The organism is Methylocapsa acidiphila B2 (genome assembly GCF_000427445.1).
Taxonomy (GTDB): domain Bacteria; phylum Pseudomonadota; class Alphaproteobacteria; order Rhizobiales; family Beijerinckiaceae; genus Methylocapsa; species Methylocapsa acidiphila.
Genome location: NZ_KE386496.1, coordinates 1,003,260 through 1,022,867 on the forward strand (window position 1 = coordinate 1,003,260; position 19,608 = coordinate 1,022,867).

At 61.5% G+C, this 19,608-nt stretch carries 19 protein-coding genes; 9 read left to right on the forward strand and 10 right to left on the reverse strand.

The window, feature by feature from the left end; genetic code table 11:
- Positions 1 to 5: 5 nt before the first annotated feature.
- The 5 genes from ccmE to METAC_RS0106435 form a co-directional block, all read right to left on the reverse strand.
- Entirely contained in the window at positions 6 to 491 is a 486-nt protein-coding gene (gene ccmE / locus METAC_RS0106415) for a cytochrome c maturation protein CcmE (protein WP_026606392.1), read from the reverse strand.
- A gap of 5 nt (positions 492 to 496) precedes the next feature.
- Positions 497 to 1,630, reverse strand: a complete 1,134-nt coding sequence (gene ccmI, locus METAC_RS0106420; protein ID WP_026606393.1) for a c-type cytochrome biogenesis protein CcmI — start codon at positions 1,628 to 1,630, stop codon at positions 497 to 499.
- Between the two features lie 142 nt (positions 1,631 to 1,772).
- Positions 1,773 to 3,215 (reverse strand): ATP-binding protein, encoded by a 1,443-nt coding sequence (locus tag METAC_RS0106425; RefSeq protein WP_051335793.1) that lies wholly within the window; start codon positions 3,213 to 3,215, stop codon positions 1,773 to 1,775.
- Between the two features lie 156 nt (positions 3,216 to 3,371).
- Positions 3,372 to 4,073 (reverse strand): response regulator transcription factor, encoded by a 702-nt coding sequence (locus tag METAC_RS0106430; RefSeq protein WP_026606395.1) that lies wholly within the window; start codon positions 4,071 to 4,073, stop codon positions 3,372 to 3,374.
- Between the two features lie 30 nt (positions 4,074 to 4,103).
- On the reverse strand, positions 4,104 to 4,418 hold the full coding sequence (locus METAC_RS0106435; protein ID WP_036255348.1) for a PepSY domain-containing protein: 315 nt from the start codon (positions 4,416 to 4,418) through the stop codon (positions 4,104 to 4,106).
- Between the two features lie 49 nt (positions 4,419 to 4,467).
- On the opposite strand from METAC_RS0106435, the gene METAC_RS22610 reads away from it, so the two are divergent.
- The 6 genes from METAC_RS22610 to parE all read left to right on the forward strand — a co-directional run bounded on the left by METAC_RS22610 (position 4,468) and on the right by parE (position 11,689).
- Complete coding sequence (locus METAC_RS22610) at positions 4,468 to 5,259, forward strand: S1 family peptidase (protein ID WP_198017175.1); 792 nt, start codon at positions 4,468 to 4,470, stop codon at positions 5,257 to 5,259.
- A 167-nt stretch (positions 5,260 to 5,426) separates the two neighbouring features.
- Positions 5,427 to 6,281 carry a 3-mercaptopyruvate sulfurtransferase gene (gene sseA / locus METAC_RS0106445; protein ID WP_026606397.1) on the forward strand — a complete coding sequence of 285 codons (855 nt, stop codon included), beginning with the start codon at positions 5,427 to 5,429 and terminating at the stop codon, positions 6,279 to 6,281.
- Positions 6,282 to 6,676: 395 nt separating this feature from the next.
- Complete coding sequence (locus tag METAC_RS0106455) at positions 6,677 to 7,060, forward strand: hypothetical protein (protein ID WP_026606398.1); 384 nt, start codon at positions 6,677 to 6,679, stop codon at positions 7,058 to 7,060.
- 393 nt (positions 7,061 to 7,453) lie between these two features.
- Positions 7,454 to 7,792: a P-II family nitrogen regulator gene (locus tag METAC_RS0106465; protein WP_026606400.1), complete on the forward strand. Its 339-nt coding sequence runs from the start codon at positions 7,454 to 7,456 to the stop codon at positions 7,790 to 7,792.
- Between the two features lie 80 nt (positions 7,793 to 7,872).
- On the forward strand, positions 7,873 to 9,282 hold the full coding sequence (gene glnA, locus METAC_RS0106470; protein ID WP_026606401.1) for a type I glutamate--ammonia ligase: 1,410 nt from the start codon (positions 7,873 to 7,875) through the stop codon (positions 9,280 to 9,282).
- 319 nt (positions 9,283 to 9,601) lie between these two features.
- Positions 9,602 to 11,689, forward strand: coding sequence for a DNA topoisomerase IV subunit B (parE, locus tag METAC_RS0106475; RefSeq protein ID WP_026606402.1), 2,088 nt, complete (start codon positions 9,602 to 9,604; stop codon positions 11,687 to 11,689).
- A 965-nt stretch (positions 11,690 to 12,654) separates the two neighbouring features.
- Here parE and METAC_RS0106485 read toward each other — a convergent pair.
- Positions 12,655 to 13,023, reverse strand: coding sequence for a response regulator (locus tag METAC_RS0106485; RefSeq protein ID WP_026606404.1), 369 nt, complete (start codon positions 13,021 to 13,023; stop codon positions 12,655 to 12,657).
- Between the two features lie 108 nt (positions 13,024 to 13,131).
- On the opposite strand from METAC_RS0106485, the gene METAC_RS0106490 reads away from it, so the two are divergent.
- Together METAC_RS0106490 and METAC_RS0106495 are read left to right on the forward strand one after the other, a co-directional pair.
- A complete protein-coding gene (locus tag METAC_RS0106490) occupies positions 13,132 to 13,449 on the forward strand; it encodes a DUF3572 domain-containing protein (RefSeq protein ID WP_026606405.1) in 318 nt (105 codons plus the stop codon).
- An 18-nt stretch (positions 13,450 to 13,467) separates the two neighbouring features.
- Entirely contained in the window at positions 13,468 to 14,754 is a 1,287-nt protein-coding gene (locus tag METAC_RS0106495; protein WP_026606406.1) for a DNA polymerase IV, read from the forward strand.
- A 94-nt stretch (positions 14,755 to 14,848) separates the two neighbouring features.
- Here the strand turns inward: METAC_RS0106495 and METAC_RS0106500 are convergent, their stop codons facing one another.
- The 4 genes from METAC_RS0106500 to METAC_RS26355 form a co-directional block, all read right to left on the reverse strand.
- Complete coding sequence (locus METAC_RS0106500) at positions 14,849 to 15,484, reverse strand: GNAT family N-acetyltransferase (RefSeq protein ID WP_198017176.1); 636 nt, start codon at positions 15,482 to 15,484, stop codon at positions 14,849 to 14,851.
- 283 nt (positions 15,485 to 15,767) lie between these two features.
- Positions 15,768 to 16,742, reverse strand: coding sequence for a glutathione S-transferase family protein (locus METAC_RS0106505; RefSeq protein WP_026606408.1), 975 nt, complete (start codon positions 16,740 to 16,742; stop codon positions 15,768 to 15,770).
- Between the two features lie 90 nt (positions 16,743 to 16,832).
- Positions 16,833 to 17,654, reverse strand: coding sequence for a dimethylarginine dimethylaminohydrolase family protein (locus METAC_RS0106510; protein ID WP_026606409.1), 822 nt, complete (start codon positions 17,652 to 17,654; stop codon positions 16,833 to 16,835).
- The gene (locus METAC_RS26355; RefSeq protein WP_156898128.1) at positions 17,654 to 18,337 is read right to left on the reverse strand and encodes a hypothetical protein; all 684 of its coding nucleotides are present in this window, start codon (positions 18,335 to 18,337) and stop codon (positions 17,654 to 17,656) included. The genes METAC_RS0106510 and METAC_RS26355 overlap by 1 nt, the downstream gene beginning before the upstream one ends.
- Positions 18,338 to 18,394: 57 nt before the next feature.
- Here METAC_RS26355 and hemB point away from each other — a divergent pair, with 57 nt between their 5' ends.
- Positions 18,395 to 19,459: a porphobilinogen synthase gene (hemB, locus tag METAC_RS0106525; RefSeq protein ID WP_051335424.1), complete on the forward strand. Its 1,065-nt coding sequence runs from the start codon at positions 18,395 to 18,397 to the stop codon at positions 19,457 to 19,459.
- Positions 19,460 to 19,608: the final 149 nt, after the last annotated feature.

A 19,608-nucleotide genomic window follows, 5' to 3' on the forward strand; every position in this document is an offset into this window, starting at 1 on the left:
GCGCGTCACTCATGCGACGTCTCGGCTGGAACAGCGCGACTGGAGGCGGCGTCCTGCGCCTCCTCCTTCCAAACGCCCTGCTTCTTCAACGCGTCGGCCACGTCGCGCGGCATATAGCGCTCGTCATGCTTGGCGAGAACGCTGTCGGCGTGAAACAGCTTGTCCTTGCCGAAGCTTCCCTCGGCGACGACGCCCTGCCCTTCGCGAAAGAGATCGGGCAATTGGCCCGCATAGAGGACCTCGACCTCCTGCTTGGTGTCGGTGACCGCGAAACGCGCCGTCCCGCCGTCCTCGCGATGGAGCGAGCGCTCCTTGACGAGGCCGCCTATGCGAAGCCTCGTCCCTGGCGAGGGCTGCTTTTGCGCCAACTCGCTCGGTCCATAGAAAAAGACGATATTGTCGCGTAACCCAACCAGCACAAGCGCGACGGCGAGACCGAGGGCGCAGCCCGCGACCGCGATCAGGACGAAACGGCGTTGCTTACGGGTCATGTTTTTCAGCCTTCAAGACCGAGCTCGCGCGCAAGCGCGTCGATCCGCCCGATCGCAGTTTCATCGGCGGCTAGGTTGCGCTTGGCGTCGCTGACGGCGGCGCGCGCCTTGTCCGATTCGTTCAAGACCGCATAGGCGCGCACGAGCCGCAGCCAACCATCGAGGTCTTGACCATTTTGAGCGAGGCGCGTCGCGAGACGCTCCACCATTCCCCGAATGGCCCCTGCCCGCTCCGTCTCGGGCATGGCCTCGATTTTTGCGGCCAATCCCGGCGAAGCTCGTGGTCCCGCCTGCGTCTCGGCGTCTGCTCCGGCGGGGGACGCGCCGTCCGGAAGCGCCGCGACACGCTCGCGCAACACCCGCGCCCAGGGCGCGTCGGCGGGCGCTTCGGCCAGAAGCGCGCTCCAGATTCGCCGCGCGCTCGCTGCGTCGCCGTCCTGCTCGGCGGCGAGTCCGAGAAAAAAGCGCGGCTTGGCGAGCGAGGGCATTTTCGCGGAGGCCGTCTCGAAAGCCTGGCGCGCCTCACTATCGACGGCGCCATTTGCGGCGAAGACCCGCGCTTCGCCATAAGCGGCGAGCCTCTCCGGCGTCTCGCCGAGGAGACGAAGCGACTCCGAATAGGCGCGAACGGCCTCAGACGCTCGGCCCATGCTGAGATAGACCGGCGCCAGCACCTCATAGGCGCGCCCATCGTCAGGATGCTGCGCCAAATGCGCTTCGATCTTGGCGACCGCCGCCATCAATTCGTTTCGCTCAGGCGAAGCGGCGCGACGCGCCTCGAGCGGAAGATCGGGCAAAGTCGGGCTGCCGATCATCCAATAGAGGCCGATCGCCAAGGCAGGCGCGGCGAAGGCGGCCGCCGGCACGGCGAAACGCCCGATGGAGCCGCGCCCCTTGGGCGGCGTCCTAGCGGGCGTTTCGGTCGCCATCAGGCGGCGGGCGGCGTCAGCTTTCACAGACTCCACGTCATCGGCGGCGATCAGGCCCTGCGCGGCGTCACGGTCGATTTCCGCAATCTGCGCCTTATAAAGCGCGACCTCGGTCGCGCCCTGCGACAAGCCGCGAGGCGTCTTGATCAGCGGCCACAGGATGCTGAGGGCCGCTGATCCGGTCAGGAGCGCAAAAATTAGCCATAGCATGAGGCCCTTAATAGTGATTGCCCGGCGCCTTGCAAAGGCCTTTCAGCTACGTCGACCGCCGAACTTCGGAGACGCCATGGGCAAGCCTCGACTCGGCGAAAAACCAGCCTCCGGCCGCGGAAAAAAGAAAATATTTTTGCGCTCAGCTCCGCTCGGCTGCGGCTTCCGCCAAAGGCAGCCTCAGCTCCGCCCTCAGCCCCCCCGTCGGATTGGAGCCGAGTTCCAGGGCGCCGCCATACATGGAGGCGAGATCGACGACGATCGAGAGGCCGAGGCCGGAGCCCGGCTTCGTTTCGTCGAGCCGGCTTCCCCGCCGCAACGCCGCCTCGCGTTGCTCCTTTGCGAGCCCCGGCCCGTCATCGTCGATGGTCACGCGGAAGAACGTTCGCCCGGCGACGTCCGTAACAGGCTCCGCGACGACGCTGATCGTGATCTCGCGCGCCGCCCATTTGCCGGCGTTGTCAACAAGATTGCCGATCATTTCCTCGAGATCCTGGCGCTCGCCGAGGAAGCGGATGGAACGCTCCGTCGTCGCCGAGAAAACTATGGCCCGCGCCGCGTAGATTTTCTCGAAGGTTCGAAGAAGCGCTTCGACCACCGGCGCCACCTCGGTCGCGCCCGTCAATGTCCCGGCGCGCACGGCGGCTCGCGCGCGATCGAGGTAATAGGAGACCTGATCGCGCATGATCAAGGCCTGCTCCTCGACCTTGCTCGCAAGCGTTCCCTGATCGACCGCGGCCTCGTTCATAATAACGCTCAGCGGCGTCTTCAGGGCGTGAGCGAGATTGCCGACCTGAGTGCGGGCCCGCTCGACGACCTCGCGGTTCGCGGCGATGAGAAGATTGAGCTCGCCTGCGAGCGGCGCGATGTCGCGCGGAAAATCCCCTTCGATCATTTCCCTCTGACCGCGCCGGATCGCCACGACGGCCCTTCGCAACCGGCGCAACGGCCGCAAGCCGTAGCGGAGCTGGATGATCGAGGAGCCGATGAGCGCGAGCGCCAGCAGGCTGAAGGCGACGACGAGATCGAGCTCGAAGCGCGCGATTTGGGCGTCGAGGTCCTTTGTCGTCGCCGCCACTTGGACCAGAAAAATTCCGTCGTCGCCAGCGTCGATCACCCGCTCGAGCATGCGCAGCGGGCGATCGTCGGGACCCTTGACATAGCCGCGCCTCGCGCCGCCGAGGCCCGCCTCGACGCCTTGCTCGGAGAGACGCGGCAGCTTCGCGGCGAAGAGCGAGCGCGAGCCCCTGATCAGCGGCTTTTCGCTGTCCAATCGGGTGATCTGCCAGTACCAACCCGACAGGGCCAGCTCGAACTGGGGATCGCTAAGTTCGTCGGGGTCGAGGCGGACGGCCTCGCCGGGCGTCGCGATCTCGGCCACGAGCGCGCGCAAATAGACTCCAAGCCTTTCGTCGAAATTATCCTCAGCGCCCCGCTTATAAATCGTCGTAAGGGCGAGCCCGGAGACGAGCAGAATGACGAAGCTCAGGACCGTAGCCGAGAAGAAGAGCCGCTTCGCGATAGAGTCCCTAGATATTCTCAAGCCCGGCCGTTTCGGGCTCGCGCCGACGGCGTCCCCGTCCATGTTTGCGCCAGGCTCTTTCGCTGTTTGCATGTCGTCTTCGTGTCTGGGCTTGTGCAAGCGGAACGCTTCTCGGTGCGCTCGTCACTGGACGGGACGACGCGTAACAGGGATGCGTCCGCGCGTCTCGCCGCGCAATCGACGCCGCCATTTCGCCGTTTAGCTCTTGCCGGCCCGGTCTTTCGCCTCCCCGTCCTTCGTCTCGGGCGCGGCGAGAAGATAGCCGAGCCCGCGCACGGTCTGGATGATGTCGACGCCGATCTTTTTTCGCAATCGCGCGACAAAAACCTCGATCGTATTGGAATCGCGGTCGAAGTCCTGATCGTAGAGATGCTCGACGATCTCGCCGCGCGACACGACTCGCCCGGCGTGATGCATCAGATAGGACAGCAGCCGATATTCATGCGAGGTGAGCTTGATCGCGTTGCCCTCGACCGAAACCCGGCCGGCGCGGGCGTCAAGGCTCACGCCGCCGCAGCTAAACTCGTTGCTGGCGTGGCCGGCGGCCCTCCGCAAGAGCGCCCGGAGCCGCGCCAGGATCTCCTCCATGTGAAAAGGCTTGGCGACATAGTCGTCGGCGCCGGCGTCGAAACCCTGGACCTTGTCGCCCCAACGGTCGCGTGCGGTCAGGATTAGGACCGGCATGATGCGGCCGGCTTTGCGCCAGTCGGAGAGGACGGAAATGCCGTCCTTTTTCGGCAGGCCGAGATCGAGCACGACCGCGTCGTAAGGTTCGGTGTCGCCCAGGAACCCGCCTTCCTCGCCGTCGAAGGCGCGGTCGACAGCATAGCCCGCAAGCTCCAGCGCGGCGACGATCTGCCGATTGAGATCCTTATCGTCCTCTACCACGAGCAGGCGCAATATTTCGACCCTAGCTTGAGTTAAGGACGCTCAGTCTTCACTTTTAGAACCGACGACCTTGCCGGTCTTCGCGTCAATGGAAATATGAAGGACTCGTCCATCATGGCGCAGCAAGCTGATTTCATAGACGAAATCCTCGCTCCACCGACAAAGCTTCGCCCCGATCGCTTCAGCTTGCATCTTCGCCGCGACGCTCCGCATCAGATGAAAAGGCTCCGACAGCCCGAGCGCCACGATCTTGTCGCGAGTCTCGGCGGTCGAATAACATAGGCGCGGCTGTGCAGGCTCCGCTCCGGAGGCGAAGCCGGCGCCGGCCGCGACGAGGAGCAGAATGAGGATGTTCATCAATCGAGGCTGGCGCCGCGCAAATGAATGCGGAATGAATAATGTCCACATGAAGGCACATTTTCAATGGACGGAACGCCTTTGCGCCGCGCCGCTAGGTCTGGTTGGGCTGCTGCTTTGGCTGCTGCCGACATCTGCCGCCGCGCTGGTCGGACCCGCGCGCGAATCGACCGATCTCGCGCCTTATGTCGTGGTCGTGCTGAACCGCAATGGGACGAGCGCGAGCTTTTGCACCGGAAGCGTCATTGCGCAAGACGTCGTTTTAACCGCCGCCCATTGCGTGTCGACTCCTGATGACACGCGGATTTATTTGGCTGGCGCGGACAGCCGACCAATAATGCTGGAGGTCGCTTCGGTCGCCATAAATCCAGGCTATCGGCCAGACGCCATCAAGCGACGACTCGTCTCGATCGATCTCGCGCTTTTGCGTCTCGCCGAGCCGCTTCCCACGTCTTTCGCCCCAGTCGAGCTTTCGAAATCGGCGAAGGCCGCTGTCGGCCAATCTTTCCGCATCGCGGGTTTCGGGGTGGCGTCGGAAAATGCCGGCGGGACCGGCGGGGTCCTAAGGCAGGGCGTGCTTGTGGCGAGCGAGCCGCGATCCGCCATCCTGCTCTGGCTGACGGATCCGAACCGCGCCGGCCTCGGCGGCTGCACCGGAGATTCCGGCGCGCCCGTCTTCACGAAAGACGCTCCGCTCCTTGTCGCGGTCGCGGTCTGGGCCAAAGGCGACCGCGGCCATTTATGCGGGGCCTTGACCCAAGCCGCCCTCGTCGCGCCGCAGATGGATTGGGTCCAGAACGTCCTGCGCGCTTGGAGCGCGCTCGGACGCCCCGCGCCATAGACCGCGGCGCCGGCAATCGCTCAGAAGGCAGAGACAGATGCGCTCGCGAACCGGCCGTCGCGCCTTTACACGCGCCGAGCAGATATGAAACATGTCGCCGTTTCTTTGGCGCTAGCTCCAGCCGCAGATCGCGAGGCCGGAGTTTCTTTGACGCAAGGACCACCGAAATGAGCGCAAGCGCTGGCAATTCGCTTTTTGTTTCGACGGCTTGGCTCGCCGAGAATTTAGACGCGCCGGATCTCGCGATCGTCGACGGCACCTTCTTCATGCCCGACGAAAATCGCGATGCGCGGCGCGAATATCTCGCCGGGCATATTCCCGGCGCGGTCTTCTTCGACATTGACGAGATCGCCGATCATTCGACGGCGCTTCCCCACATGTTGCCGAGCGTCGACGTCTTCGCCGCCGCGATGGAGGCCCTTGGCCTCGGCAACGACCAGCGCTTTGTCGTCTATGACGCCACGGGCCTTCCCGGGGCGGCGCGCGTCTGGTGGACTCTACGCGTCTTTGGCGCGAGGGACGTGAAGCTCCTGTCCGGCGGCTTGCCGCAATGGCGGGCGGAGGGACGGCCGCTCGAAACCGGCGCGCCCTCTCGCGCGCCTCGCGCTTTCGCGGCGCATCTGGACGCCGTGGCGGTCCTCGACGCCGCAAAAGTGAAAGCGGCCAGCGAAAGCGGCTCAGCGCAAATCGTCGACGCGCGCGCAGCGGCGCGCTTCAAAGGCGCAGTCCCCGAGCCGAGAGCCGGCTTGCGCTCGGGCCATATCCCCGGCAGCCGCAATCTGCCCTGGCGCGAAATCGCGGCGGACGGCGCGATCAAGCCCGCGGACGAGGTCAAAGCGGCCTTCGTCGCGGCCGGCGTCGACCTCACGCGTCCCATCATCACGACCTGCGGCTCCGGCGTAACGGCCGCGGTCCTCCTGCTCGCCTTGGAGACGATCGGCAAGACCGGCGTCGCGCTCTATGACGGCTCCTGGAGCGAATGGGGTGGCCGCGACGATCTTCCGATCGCGATAGGCGATTGAGCTTTGCTTCACGGATGAAATTTATCGACAGGCGACAATGCCGTCGACGTTCAAAAAGCCGTGCGCTCAGAGGGGAAATCGCTTGACGCGACAATAGGCTGCGCTAGCATATCTTTAAGCGCGAGCGCCTTGAACCCTTTCTGGCTTTTACGCGTTCGCAGCCTAAGTGGATCGTTCGGCGATCGTCGGACGAAGCTTGATCCAACGCCGGACCACGCGCGTTTTTCTCAGGATCGAGCCAGCAGGCCCCGAGGGGCTTCCACGCCGACCCCCGCCTTGGGGGAGACCATTCTCCTTTTCATAGCTTCGAAGCCGGGCTTGGCCATGGCACGCTCTCGGCTGACCATGCGGCTTAAAAAGGGAGAAATCCGCCTCGAGACTTAGGAGTGACGCACATGTGTGACTATTCGCTTGAAATGTATGCCTCTCGGCCTGCACGCGAGTCCGAGAAGTATGTCACGACCCGCTTCCCGTCGGGAAGCATCGGTCTTGCGGCCCCCGGCGATTGCACGACGGCGGTCTGTGTTCAGTATGACACTAAGCTCAAGCTCGAAGGAATTTCGAGCGACTTGCAAACCCGTCTCAGCGTTATGCCCAGCGAGCACGTCGTCTTCGCAAGGCTCGAGCATGGCGCTTATCGCGACGGGGTCAAGTTCGAGAATGGCAAGGAAATCTCGCTTCAGCTTCTCGGCTCGGGCGTCGGTGTGTCGCTCGTGGAGACGATTGCGGAACCGGCGCCGGCGCGCGTCTCTCGCGAGATTCTCGAAACTGTGGACTGATCGCGCGCTAAAACGCGACAATTGAGCTGCTCCATTGGTAGGTCCTTTGAACCCGTTCCGCGATCGACGCGGGACGGGCTTTTTTCAGCGCATATTTCGCCGAGCAAGCAAAATGATCTTCGCCGCTCACGGAGACCCGCCGGCGACGGCGGAACTCGAGGACCTTGGTCAATCGCCCCTTTCGGCGCGTGCGAGGAAACGTCATGACACGCCACGGCCCTGTGGAATTTTCGCGTCGACGATGGGTGGCGGAAAAGAACCTTCCACTTTATTGCTTTTGCGTGGCAGTTTTGCTCAGCAAGTGCTAAGAGCCGAAAAAGCGCTCAATTTCTGGTTCTCTGCACGTTCGGCTCGTCCGGATCAGCGGCGACCGTTCCAAGCAATAAAGAACCGATGAAGAAAATCGAGGCGATCATCAAACCATTCAAGCTCGACGAAGTGAAAGAGGCGCTGCAGGAAGCGGGAGTGGCCGGCATCACGGTCACCGAGGCGAAGGGCTTCGGCCGGCAGAAGGGCCATACCGAGCTTTATCGCGGCGCAGAATATATCGTCGATTTCCTGCCCAAGGTTAAGATCGAGGTCGTCGTCCCGGATAGCTTGGTCGACGCCGCCGCCGACGCTATTCGGAAGGCCGCCCAGACCGGCCGAATCGGGGATGGAAAAATCTTCATTTCAAATATAGAAGGCGCGATCCGAATTCGGACTGGCGAAACCGGAAGCGACGCCATTTGACGTTGCGGCGCCGCCGAATTCTGCGTTTCCACAGGCCTTCCCACCGGACACGACGTTCATTCAGACCATGAGGGACAGAAATGACGACCGCCAAAGATGTGCTGAAGTCGATCAAAGACAATGATATCAAATATGTCGATTTCCGTTTCACGGACCCGCGCGGCAAGTGGCAGCATGTCACTTTCGACGTTTCGCTGATCGAAGACGAGACGTTTACCGAAGGCGTGATGTTCGACGGTTCGTCGATCGCCGGCTGGAAGGCGATCAATGAATCGGACATGACGCTTCTACCCGATCCGAAGACCGCGTTCATCGACCCCTTTTTCGCCGCGCCGACCTTGGTGATCGTTTGCGACATTCTCGACCCGGCCAGCGGCGAGCCCTATAGCCGCGATCCGCGCGGCATCGCCAAGAAGGCTGAAGCCTTCGCCGCTTCCTCGGGCATCGCCGACGCCGCCTATTTCGGGCCGGAAGCCGAATTTTTCGTTTTCGACGACGTCCGCTTCAATACCGACCCCTACAATATGGGCTTCATCCTCGATTCCTCCGAGCTGCCGTCGAACACGGGAACGCCCTATGAGGGCGGCAATCTCGGCCATCGCATTCGTACGAAGGGCGGCTATTTCCCGGTGCCGCCGCAGGATTCGGCGCAGGACATGCGCGGCGAAATGCTCGCCGCCATGGCGCAAATGGGCGCCAAAGTCGAGAAGCACCATCATGAAGTGGCCTCCGCCCAACATGAGCTCGGTCTGAAGTTCGGGCCGCTCACGACCATGGCGGACCATCTCCAGATCTACAAATACGCCATCCATCAGGTCGCCCATAGCTACGGCAAATCAGCGACTTTCATGCCGAAGCCGATCTTCGGCGACAATGGCTCGGGCATGCATGTGCATCAATCGCTCTGGAAGGGCGGCAAGCCCCTCTTCGCCGGCAATAAATATGCGGATCTGAGCGAGGAATGCCTTTTCTATATCGGCGGCATCATCCGCCACGCCCGCGCCCTGAACGCTTTCACCAATCCGTCGACCAATTCCTATAAGCGGCTCGTGCCGGGCTATGAGGCGCCGGTCCTGCTCGCCTATTCGGCGCGCAATCGGTCGGCCTCCTGCCGCATTCCCTTCGCGACCAACCCCAAGGCGAAACGCGTCGAGGTTCGCTTCCCCGACCCGGCGGCCAATCCCTATCTCGCCTTCGCGGCTATGCTGCTCGCCGGCATCGACGGCATCCTGAACAAGATCGATCCGGGCGCGGCGATGGACAAGGATCTCTATGATCTGCCGCCGAAGGAATTGAAGAAGATCCCGACCGTCTGCGGCTCGCTACGCGAGGCGCTGAGCAATCTCGACAAGGACCGCGCCTTCCTCAAGGCCGGCGGCGTCTTCGACGATGATTTCATCGACAGCTATATCGATCTGAAAATGCAGGACGTGCTGCGCTTCGAGACGACCCCCCATCCGGTCGAGTTCGACATGTATTATTCCTACTGATCGCATCGGACGCGCGGCGGCTTCGCCCTCGACGATCCCGGATTTTCCGGGATCGTCTTTTCTCCTTTAGGCAAACGGCCGAACTCGAACGGACCTCGTTCGAACCCGCGCAGGCGAATCGTTCATCGAGCCGGCGCTTCAGCGGCCTCGCGGCAAGCCGCAAATTCAATCCGGCACGCGCAGGACACCTAGAGAGCGATTAAGGGGCAGACCCTTGCCGAAATTTTGAACTTGTTAATGTTTTTGTTTTGTTCTTTCTTTCGCGTCAATGCTTGGACTATAATTCCAAATATGACGATCGGCAGGTGCGGGAGATCCCATGGCTAATGGCGGCGGCGACCTTTTCGGAAATGCGGCGCGAAAGCAGCCCCCCGCCCGCCGCGACGGCAAGGCCGGCGGATCCCCGAAAGGCGAGGCGACCCAGCCCATGTCCGCCCCGCCGCGGTTGGGAACACCCGGAGAATCAGGCTACACAGCCGCCTCCATCGAGGTTCTGGAAGGGCTTGAGCCGGTTCGCCGTCGTCCCGGCATGTATATCGGAGGGACGGACGAGACCGCCCTTCATCATCTCTTCGCGGAAGTTATCGACAACGCCATGGACGAGGCCGTCGCCGGCCACGCCTCCTTTATCGACGTCCATTACGAGGCTTCGGGCGTTCTCGCGGTGACCGACAATGGCCGCGGCATTCCGGTCGATCCGCATCCGAAATTTCCCAAGAAATCTGCTCTCGAAGTCATCATGACGACACTGCACGCCGGCGGCAAATTCGACTCCGGCGCCTATCAAACCTCCGGCGGCTTGCATGGCGTCGGCGTCTCTGTCGTCAATGCGCTCTCTGAACAGCTTGAGGTCGAGGTCGCGCGCGGCCAGATTCTTTATCGCCAAACGTTCGAACGCGGGCATCCCAAGAGCAAGCTGGAGCAGATCGGCAAGGCGCCGAACCGGCGCGGCACGCGCGTGCGCTTCAAGCCAGACGAGCAGATTTTCGGCAAAGGCGCGCGCTTCAAACCGGCGCGCCTGTTTAAAATGGCCCGCGCGAAGGCCTATCTCTTCGGCGGGGTCGAGATCCGCTGGCATTGCGCGCCGGAATGGCTCGACTCTGGCGCTGAGACTCCGACCGAGGCAGTTTTCCGCTTTCCCGGCGGCCTCAAGGATTATCTCGCGCAAGACATTGACGGCAAGGAGCTCGTCATCGAGCCGATCTTTTCGGGCAAGGTCGAAAAGCCGGGCGGCCATGGCTCGCTGGAATGGGCGCTCGCCTGGCTCACCGCCGACGACGGCTTCGTTCATTCCTACTGCAACACCATTCCGACGCCCGACGGCGGCGCGCATGAGGCAGGCCTCCGGTCCGCTCTGCTGCGCGGCCTGAAGGATCACGCCGACCGGATCGGCCAGTCGAAGCGCGCAGCACCGATAGCGAGCGAAGACGTCATGGCCTCTTGCGCCGCCCTCGTCTCTGTCTTCCTGCGCGAGCCCGAATTCCAGGGCCAGAACAAGGGCCGGCTGATGTCCAGCGAGGCGTCGCGGATCGTCGAGAGCACGATCCGCGACGCCTTCGATCATTGGTTGGCGGCGTCGCCGTCCCATGCCGCCAAGCTGCTCGACTGGACGGTCGACCGAGCCGAGGAACGGCTCCGCCGCCGCGCCGAGAAGGAAGTCGCCCGCAAGAGCGCAAGCCGGAAGCTCCGCCTGCCCGGAAAGCTCGCGGATTGCTCGAATAATGCCTCACAAGGCTCTGAAATATTTATCGTCGAAGGCGATTCCGCCGGCGGCTCGGCAAAACAGGCGCGGGACCGCGCGAGCCAGGCCATCCTGCCGTTGCGCGGCAAGATCTTGAATGTCGCCAGCGCCACGCGGGACAAGCTCGCCGCCAATCAGCAACTCGCCGATCTCGTCCAAGCGCTCGGCTGCGGCGTCGGCTCGCATTACAAGGAGGACGAGCTTCGCTATGAGAAAGTGATCGTCATGACCGACGCCGATGTGGACGGCGCCCATATCGCGTCCCTACTCATCACTTTCTTCTATCGCCAAATGCCGAAGCTCATCGAGGCCGGCCATCTCTACCTGGCGGTTCCGCCGCTCTATCGCCTGACCCAAGGCGCGCGCCAGGTTTACGCCCGCGACGAAGCCCATCGCGACGAGCTGATCGCTAAAGTTCTAACTGGGAAGGGAAAGGTCGAGATCAGTCGATTCAAAGGCTTGGGCGAAATGCTTCCCGCACAGCTCAAAGAAACGACGATGGACTCCAAAAAGCGCAATCTTCTCCAGGTCGTCGTGCTCCCGGCGGATCGGGAGGACACATCAGACTCCGTCGAGCGCTTGATGGGCAATCGCCCAGACGCGCGCTTCGCCTTCATTCAGGAACGCGCCGCCTTCGCGAATGTAGCGGATCTCGTGGTGGTCTAAAGCAAGCGCGAAGGGCGATTGACGGCCGGGTTTCATGCGCTGCTCTAGGCTGAGACGAGCGAAAACGCGGTTTCCATCGAAGGCGGCCGGCGGCAAATGGCGTTTCGAGGAGGCCACTCCTTCCATTTGCGCGCCGGCCGACCCTACGGACCCAGGAGATGCGGCGGACCTGAGCACTCCGCAGGGCATTCGATAGTCAGTTCGCCGCCTGCGCAGATCTGCGCGGGGGCTCGGTTGAGACCTTCTTGCAGGAGCCTCTTCCACGCCGCCGGATTTCGTCTCGGCTCGGCGGTTCGACGTTAGCGCGCGGCGGAGAAAATGCAATCGGCTTGTTTGCTCCTGATGGTTGAACTTTCGTTAACCTAAATTCCGATTTGCAGCGCGGAAGCGGGAATTTCGCAGCCGTAGGAACAGCAGCCGAAGCACGCAGCGGCCTCCGCGCTTTTCGGTCTTGCATCTCGACGCCAACCTTTGCACATTGTTTATCGCCCAATTCGAATCGGCCGAATAGGCTCGGCGTCCTCCCTTGCGTGGAGGAATTGAGCATGCCCTCAGGAAAAGCGAGTAAGTCTCCGGCGGAGGCGGCTCCGCGCGTGTTTATCGGCAGTTCCCCAGCGATCCCGTCGTTCGTGCGCCTTCGCGCGACGCCGTCTTCAACACAGGCCTGCTTCTCCAGGCGGGACTCAGGGCGTTGCTGCCGGCGGCTGAACGGCAAGGCGTCGCCTTGCCCGGCGCGCCGTCGCCGAAAGATCCGCGGGAATTGCTCGAGGCTCAGGAAAATTACGAGACCGTCTTCGAGTCGGGAGCCGAGGCGACTGCGCAGCATAAGACTATCGCGGTGAAATCGATTGAATTGCCCGCTCGCCAGCTGAAGGACGCCGGATATGTCCAGTTTTCCACGGCCATGACCCATTTGCTTTGCGACGCAGCGCGGCGGGCGTTGAGACGCGCCCAGCCGATTTCGATCAATCGTGCAGATAGGTGCGCACGGTTTCAAGAAATTTGACGATGGAGATCGGCTTGGAGAGATAGGCTTCGCAGCCCCCGGCCCTGATTTTTTCCTCATCCCCTTTCATCGCGAAAGCGGTTACGGCGATGACCGGAATGTGGCGCAGCGACTCGTCCTCCTTGATCCATTGCGTGACCTGAAGGCCCGAAACCTCGGGCAATTGAATGTCCATCAGGATCAGATTGGGTTTGTGCAGGCGCGCGAGATCCAACGCCTCCAGGCCACTGCGCGTCTGCACCGTTTTGTAGCCATGCGCTTCGAGAAGATCGTTGAACAACTTCATGTTCAACTCATTGTCTTCTACGATCAGAATGCTCTTTTGCATCGAAGATCCCATTCCGCCCCGCGAGGCGGCGGACAAGCCCGCCCGGGACGATCCGATCATAGGTCCGAGCTTTAGCGAATAGAAATTGACGAAAGGGAAATCAGCGTCATGGAAAATGGATCAAGCCCCATTTCGCGGTCCAAATCCAGCCCGCTGACCAAGGAAGCAGCGGAATCCATCGCCATTGACGTCTTGACCTTCATCGGCGCCGAACGCGTGCGCCTCGAGCGGTTCATGACGCTGTCCGGCCTCACGCCGGAAGGACTGCGGGCGGCAGCCGAGGAATCCGGGTTTTTGGCCGCCGTGCTCGACCATCTCGCCGCGGACGAACCTATGCTGCTCGCCTTCGCCGCCAACGGCGGCCATGATCCGTCGATCGTCGCGCGGGCGCGCGAGCGGCTCGCCCCGACAACGGACGACCGATAGCTCTGTGAATTGGCGCGCATGGACCAGGCCTTTTGCCGCGATTGCCTCGTCGAGCAGCCGGCTGGCGCCGCCCGCTGCCGATCCTGCGGCTCGCCGCGAGTGGTCGCCCACCAGGAACTCGGCGCGCTGACCTTCGCCCATGTCGACTGCGACGCCTTCTACGCCGCGATCGAGAAGCGCGACGATCCATCTCTGCGCGATCGGCCGGTGATCATTGGCGGCGGCAAGAGAGGGGTCGTCGCCACCGCCTGCTATGTGGCGAGAACCTACGGCGTCCATTCCGCCATGCCGATGTTCAAAGCGCTGAAAGCCTGTCCGGACGCCGCGGTCGTCGCCCCGGACATGGCGAAATACGCCAGAGTCGCGCGGCAAATTCGCGCCCTCATGAAAGATCTCACGCCCCTGGTCGAGCCGGTCTCGATCGACGAAGCTTTTCTTGATCTCGCCGGCACAGAGGCGCTGCATCGCGCCGGCGCGGCGATGGTCCTCGCCGGCTTCGCCGCGAAGGTAGAGGCGCAGGTCGGCGTCACGATCTCGATCGGACTCTCCTATTGCAAGTTCCTGGCGAAAATCGCTTCAGATCTCGACAAGCCACGCGGATTTGCGATCATCGGGCGCGCCGAGGCCCAAAGCTTTTTGAGGCCGCGGCCCATCGGGCTCATTCCCGGCGTCGGAGCGAAGACGCAAGAGAGGCTTGCGCGAGACGGCTTTCGCTTGATCGGCGACCTCCAGCTGGCCGATGAGGCGGCGCTCTTCGCCCGTTATGGTGCGGAAGGCCAGCGGATGCGGCGGCTCGCGCTCGGGATCGACGCACGCAAGATCTCCACGGACCGCGAAACGAAAAGCATATCGGCCGAAACGACGTTCGAGACCGATCTCGGCGCGCTCGACGAGCTTGCGCCAATCCTCTACCGCCTCTGCGAGAAGCTCAGCGCGCGCCTGAAGCACGCGGGTTTGGGCACGCGCGCCGTGACTTTGAAGCTGAAGGGCGCCGATTTCAAATCCCGCACGCGCGCGCTTTCAGGGCTTGCGGCGACGCAATTGCCCAATCGCCTCTTCGCGCCCGCGCGAGAGCTTCTCGCGCGCGAGCTTGCGAGCGCGGGGCGCGAGGCGCGCTTCAGGCTGATCGGGATCGGCGCTAGTGATCTTTGTCCCGCGGCCGAGGCCGATCAGGGCGATCTCGTCGATACGGGCCTCGCGCGGGAAAAGGCGGAGGATAAAGCCATCGACAGCCTTCGCGCCAAATTCGGTCCACAAGCGATCGTCAAAGGCCTCAGCCTGCGTGCAAGCCGCAAAAGGCTCTAACGGCCCCTGCACGCAGGCCCAAAACTTTGATCTCAGGTCAAAACGGCCGATTTCATTGCAATTGGCGCAGGCGGCGCGCATCGAACCACGCACCTTAAAACCACTCGTCGCCGCGCGCCTTGCGAACCGCGCGATTAACAAGCCGCAGCGATTCCCATGCGACCGACGTGCGCCTTAATTCCCAAAACGGCTCGAGCTTACCGCCAAAGCCGAGATAGAAATCGACGGTCGTAGGCATGTAAAGTCCCAAGAAATCAAATGCGCGTCCCGCCTCATTGGCGTCGACGATTGCTTCAAATATGAGGGTCGACATCGAGCCGCTATGCGCATTCGGATGACGCGAAGATAAGAAGTAGTATGAGTAGTTCTTGTCGTTAGGGACAAACAGGACAGCTTCAGGCATTTTGTCTGATCGAAACGCCGCATAAATCCTTCCACACGTTCGCGCCAAACACTCATTGGCGAATACTTCGGCCTCAGGCCCTGTATAATCTCTCGGCGTCTCTCTCTTTTCCCGCAGGTGCGACCGATAGGCGACGAAAAACGAGGCGACGTCATATTCTCTAGCTACAGTGACATTGGCGCGATGGATGTCGGAACGCAGTTTTTTCTTGAACGACTGCAAAGCATGATCGCGATCTCGAAACCGCGCCACAAATCTGAAATTCGGATCGATCCGATTGAATTTGGCCTTGCGCGCAGCAATCGCCGCAAGCGGATCGTCAGTCATATAGTGGCAGGCATGCGAAAGCGGGACGCTCGCCAATAGCTTTGAATAAATCTCGATCTTCGTCGAATCCTTGAGTTTTTCCTCGATAAGCGGACCCTGGCTCACCGATGCGCGCATGACGTTTGGCGGAAGGCGAGTCACAAGCCCGAATTGCTTATGAAGCGAGAAGACAGGGATTGAGCCGCTCTCAACCTTGACAATCTCTACTTGAGGATCAGCGATTTTCAGCGCCCAGGGCGCATGAAAAAGATCTTCTGGCGTAAGGTCGTTTGCGAAGGTGGAATTAAGCATTTTCGCTATGCGTCGCAATAAACCCAATATGCGGCCCTACAGGCACGATCCCGGTCGGATTGATCTGTAGATGACTTTGATAATAGTGGCGCTTAATATGATCTGGATGAAAAGTCGAGGCGATTCCATCAATCTCATGCAGATCGCGAACATAGGCGAATAGATTCGGATAATCTGCGATCCGCCTGATGTTGCATTTGAAATGGCCGACATAGACGATGTCGAAGCGCAACAAGGTGGTCAACAGTCTGATGTCGGCTTCGGTCAGACGGTCGCCGCAAAGATAGCGGCGATCGGCGAGCCTCGCCTCCAGAAAGTCGAGCGTCGCGAACAAGGGGCCGATCGCCTCCTCATAAGCGGCCTGGGTGGTCGCGAAGCCGGCCTTGTAGACGCCGTTATTCACCGTGTCATAGATGCGTGCGTTGAGGCTGTCGATTTCCGCGCGGAGATTTTCAGGATAATAGTCTCCTGCGGCCGCGCCGACGCCGTCGAAGGCCGAATTGAACATGCGAATGATCTCTGAAGATTCATTCGAGACGATCGTCCGCTTTTCCTTGTCCCACAACACGGGCACGGTGACGCGGCCTGAGTAAGTCGGCGCTGCGGCGCGGTAGATTTCATAAAGGAACTGGGCATGATGGATCGGATCGCCAATCACGCCGTCGCCTTCCGCGAAAGTAATGCCATTCTCGCGCATCAGCCAATGCGCGATCGAAAGCGAGACGGTGCCAGCCAGTCCTTTCAGCTCGCGAAAGATCAAAGTTCGATGCGCCCAGGGGCAGAAATAGGCGCCGTATAAATGATAGCGCCCCGGCTCCGCCTTGAAGCCGCCCTGCCCCGTCGGACCCGGCGCGCCATCCGGCGTGATCCAATTGCGAAATCTCGCGGCGTCGCGCTCGAACCGGCCACCCGAGCCGCTCGTGTCATACCACTGGTCTCGCCACACGCCGTCGACGAGCAGTCCCATGGCCCACCTCACTTTGTTGCGGCGCTACATAAATGAATCCGTCGCCGCCCTCAATTTCATGCGACATCGCCTGGACGCAAGAGCGCGCGTTCAGGTTTCGACCAGTTTGAGCGTCAGGCATTTGGCGCCGCCGCCCGCCTTCATGAATTCCGACAATGGCGTGACGATCGGCGCGAAGCCAGCGCTGCGCAGATGCGTCTGCAAAGTCTCCGACGCGTCATTCATGAAGACATGGCCGCCAAGATCGACGGCGTTGCAACAGAATTTCATGGCGTCGGCCTCCTCGACGGCGATGCGCTTGCCCTGCGGCGTGAGCGCTTCGATCAAGGCGCGCGATTTTTCATCGAAGGCCGCGGGAAAATACAGCAAATATCCGCCCTCGAGGGGGCAGAGGCAGGTGTCGAGATGGTAGAAGCGCGGATCGACCAGATTCAACGCCGCGGTTTTGCGGCCGAGAAGCTTCTCCAAAAGCGCCGGCACGGCGGCGTCCGAGCGAAAGCCGTGGCCGACCCAGAGCAAATCCTGCCCGCGATCGAACAATGCGTCGCCTGCCCCTTCAAAGGGCACGTCCTGCGGCCAGTCCAGAATTTCAAAGCCGCTTTCTTCAAACCACGCGCGATGATGCGGCTCTTCGCCCCGTCTTTCGCGACTGCGGAACCGGCTGACAATGACCTTCTCGCCAAGAACAAGCCCCGCGTTCGCGGTGAAGACAATATCCGGGAGGTCTCGCTGCGGCGGCTCCAACGCGAGCTTCGCATATTGTCCTACCGCGTTGCATAAGTCGTCCCATTGCCGATGCGCCAAGTCGTCGTCGGTCTTTGCGATCTGCCCTTCCATCCAAGGATTGATAACGTAAGCGACCTCGAAATGATTAGGCGGACACATGAGGATCGTCTGTGAATGCAATGTCATCAAATCCGGTCCTTTTGTCTTTCGAAACGAGCGCCCAAAGCGTAGGATCGCCTGGGTCCAAACCCGCTCTCCAGCATTGCCCGCCTAGGCTTGAATCGATCCATGACCCGTCGGGCGTTCCCGTCCAACCTTTGCAGATATGTCATCGCCTTGTCCGCGCCGATTTGAACCCGCGCATGAAAGCAGGTTTTTGCATATTTAATTTCGAAGCGCCTCGCCTGCGTGACGAGGGCCAAAAGGAAAAAATCGGCGACCCTGGCGTAACTCCAGCCATTCATGAGAATCAAAGAGGATCGAATGAGTCGCCTCAAGCTCAGAGGGGCAATAATCTTCTTTCTGATCAGCCTCCTCTCATTATGTTCTATGGTTTCGATTGTTGTATATTTACTACACAAAGAATTAATGTCGAATGACGGATTGACCGCCCTGGTTGCGCTTGGCGTCGTCGTCACCACGACTGGGCTGCTTTTTCCGATCAGTGTTGGAATAGGCTTTTGGGTTTCGCACAAGACGCTCCGGCAAAGCCCCTCCGATAAGGTTGATGGATGATCATTTCGAATTGACCTTCGACCGACGGCGCTCTTCGCTTGCACGGTCGCAAAGCTAAGTTTACCAAAAATCCGCAGCGCCGCCCTAACCTCGCTGGGTCCAAGTTCTTTCGTGCGGCCGGTTGGTTGCGCCAATTGACAGGCCCGACGTGGCGCATATCGGTCGAAGCTTCCCCCGCTCCGGAGCACCGCATGATTTGGCCGCTCAACTCGAAGCCGAAATATGAGCCCCTCCTAAGGGATCAAGCCCAGGCGCCATCGGCCGGCGGCCTCGACCTGAGCTTGCGCCTCAGGCGCAATCGCAAGGCCGAATGGTCGCGCAAGCTCGTGCGCGAGAATGCGCTCTCTCCAGCCGATCTCGTCTGGCCGATCTTTCTGAACGAAGGCGAGAATCTCCGCGAGCCGGTCCCCTCCCTGCCCGGCGTCGAGCGTCTGTCGATCGACGAAGCCGTTCGCGCCGCGGCGGAGGCCGCCACGCTCGGCATTCCGGCGATCGCGCTTTTTCCCAACACGGCCCCGGCCTTGCGCGATGAGAAGGGCAGCGAGGCCTTGAACCCCGAGAACCTCGTCTGCCGCGCGTTGCGCGCGATCAAGCGCGAGACGCCGCAGATCGGCCTCATCACCGATGTTGCGCTCGATCCTTACACGAGCCACGGCCATGACGGGCTGCTGCGCGGCGAAGAAATCTTGAACGACGAGACAGTCTTCGTGCTGGTTCAGCAGGCGCTGAACCAGGCCCGCGCCGGCGCCGACGTGATCGCCCCGTCGGACATGATGGACGGGCGCGTCGGCGCGATCCGCGCCGGGCTTGACGCGCATCATTTCCAGGCGGTTCAGATCCTCTCCTACGCCGCCAAATACGCCTCGGCCTTTTATGGGCCTTTTCGGGACGCGATCGGCACCAACGCCATTCTCATCGGCGACAAGCGCACCTATCAGATGGATCCGGCCAATACGAATGAAGCGTTGCGCGAGGTCGCCCAAGACATCGAAGAAGGCGCAGATATGGTGATGGTGAAGCCCGGCCTGCCCTATCTCGACGTGATCTACAGGGTAAAGGATCATTTCGGCCTGCCGACATTCGCCTATCAGGTCTCGGGCGAATACGCCATGATCATGGCGGCGGCGAATAATGGTTGGATCGATGGCGACAAAGCCATGCTCGAGAGCCTGCTTGCCTTCAAACGCGCCGGCGCCGACGCCATCTTCACCTATTTCGCGCCGCGCGCAGCCAAGAAGCTGAAAGAAATCGGCTAAGGGAAAGCCCGTTCCGGCTCATGCCGCCAAGCTCGCCCTGAGTCCAGGCGAAAATTTTTAAAAATTTTTGGCGCATGTGAATTGCGGGATGAGTGGGACGCTTCCCCGCTTCAGTGAAAATGGGCTCCAATCGGCCGCGACGGCGTGCG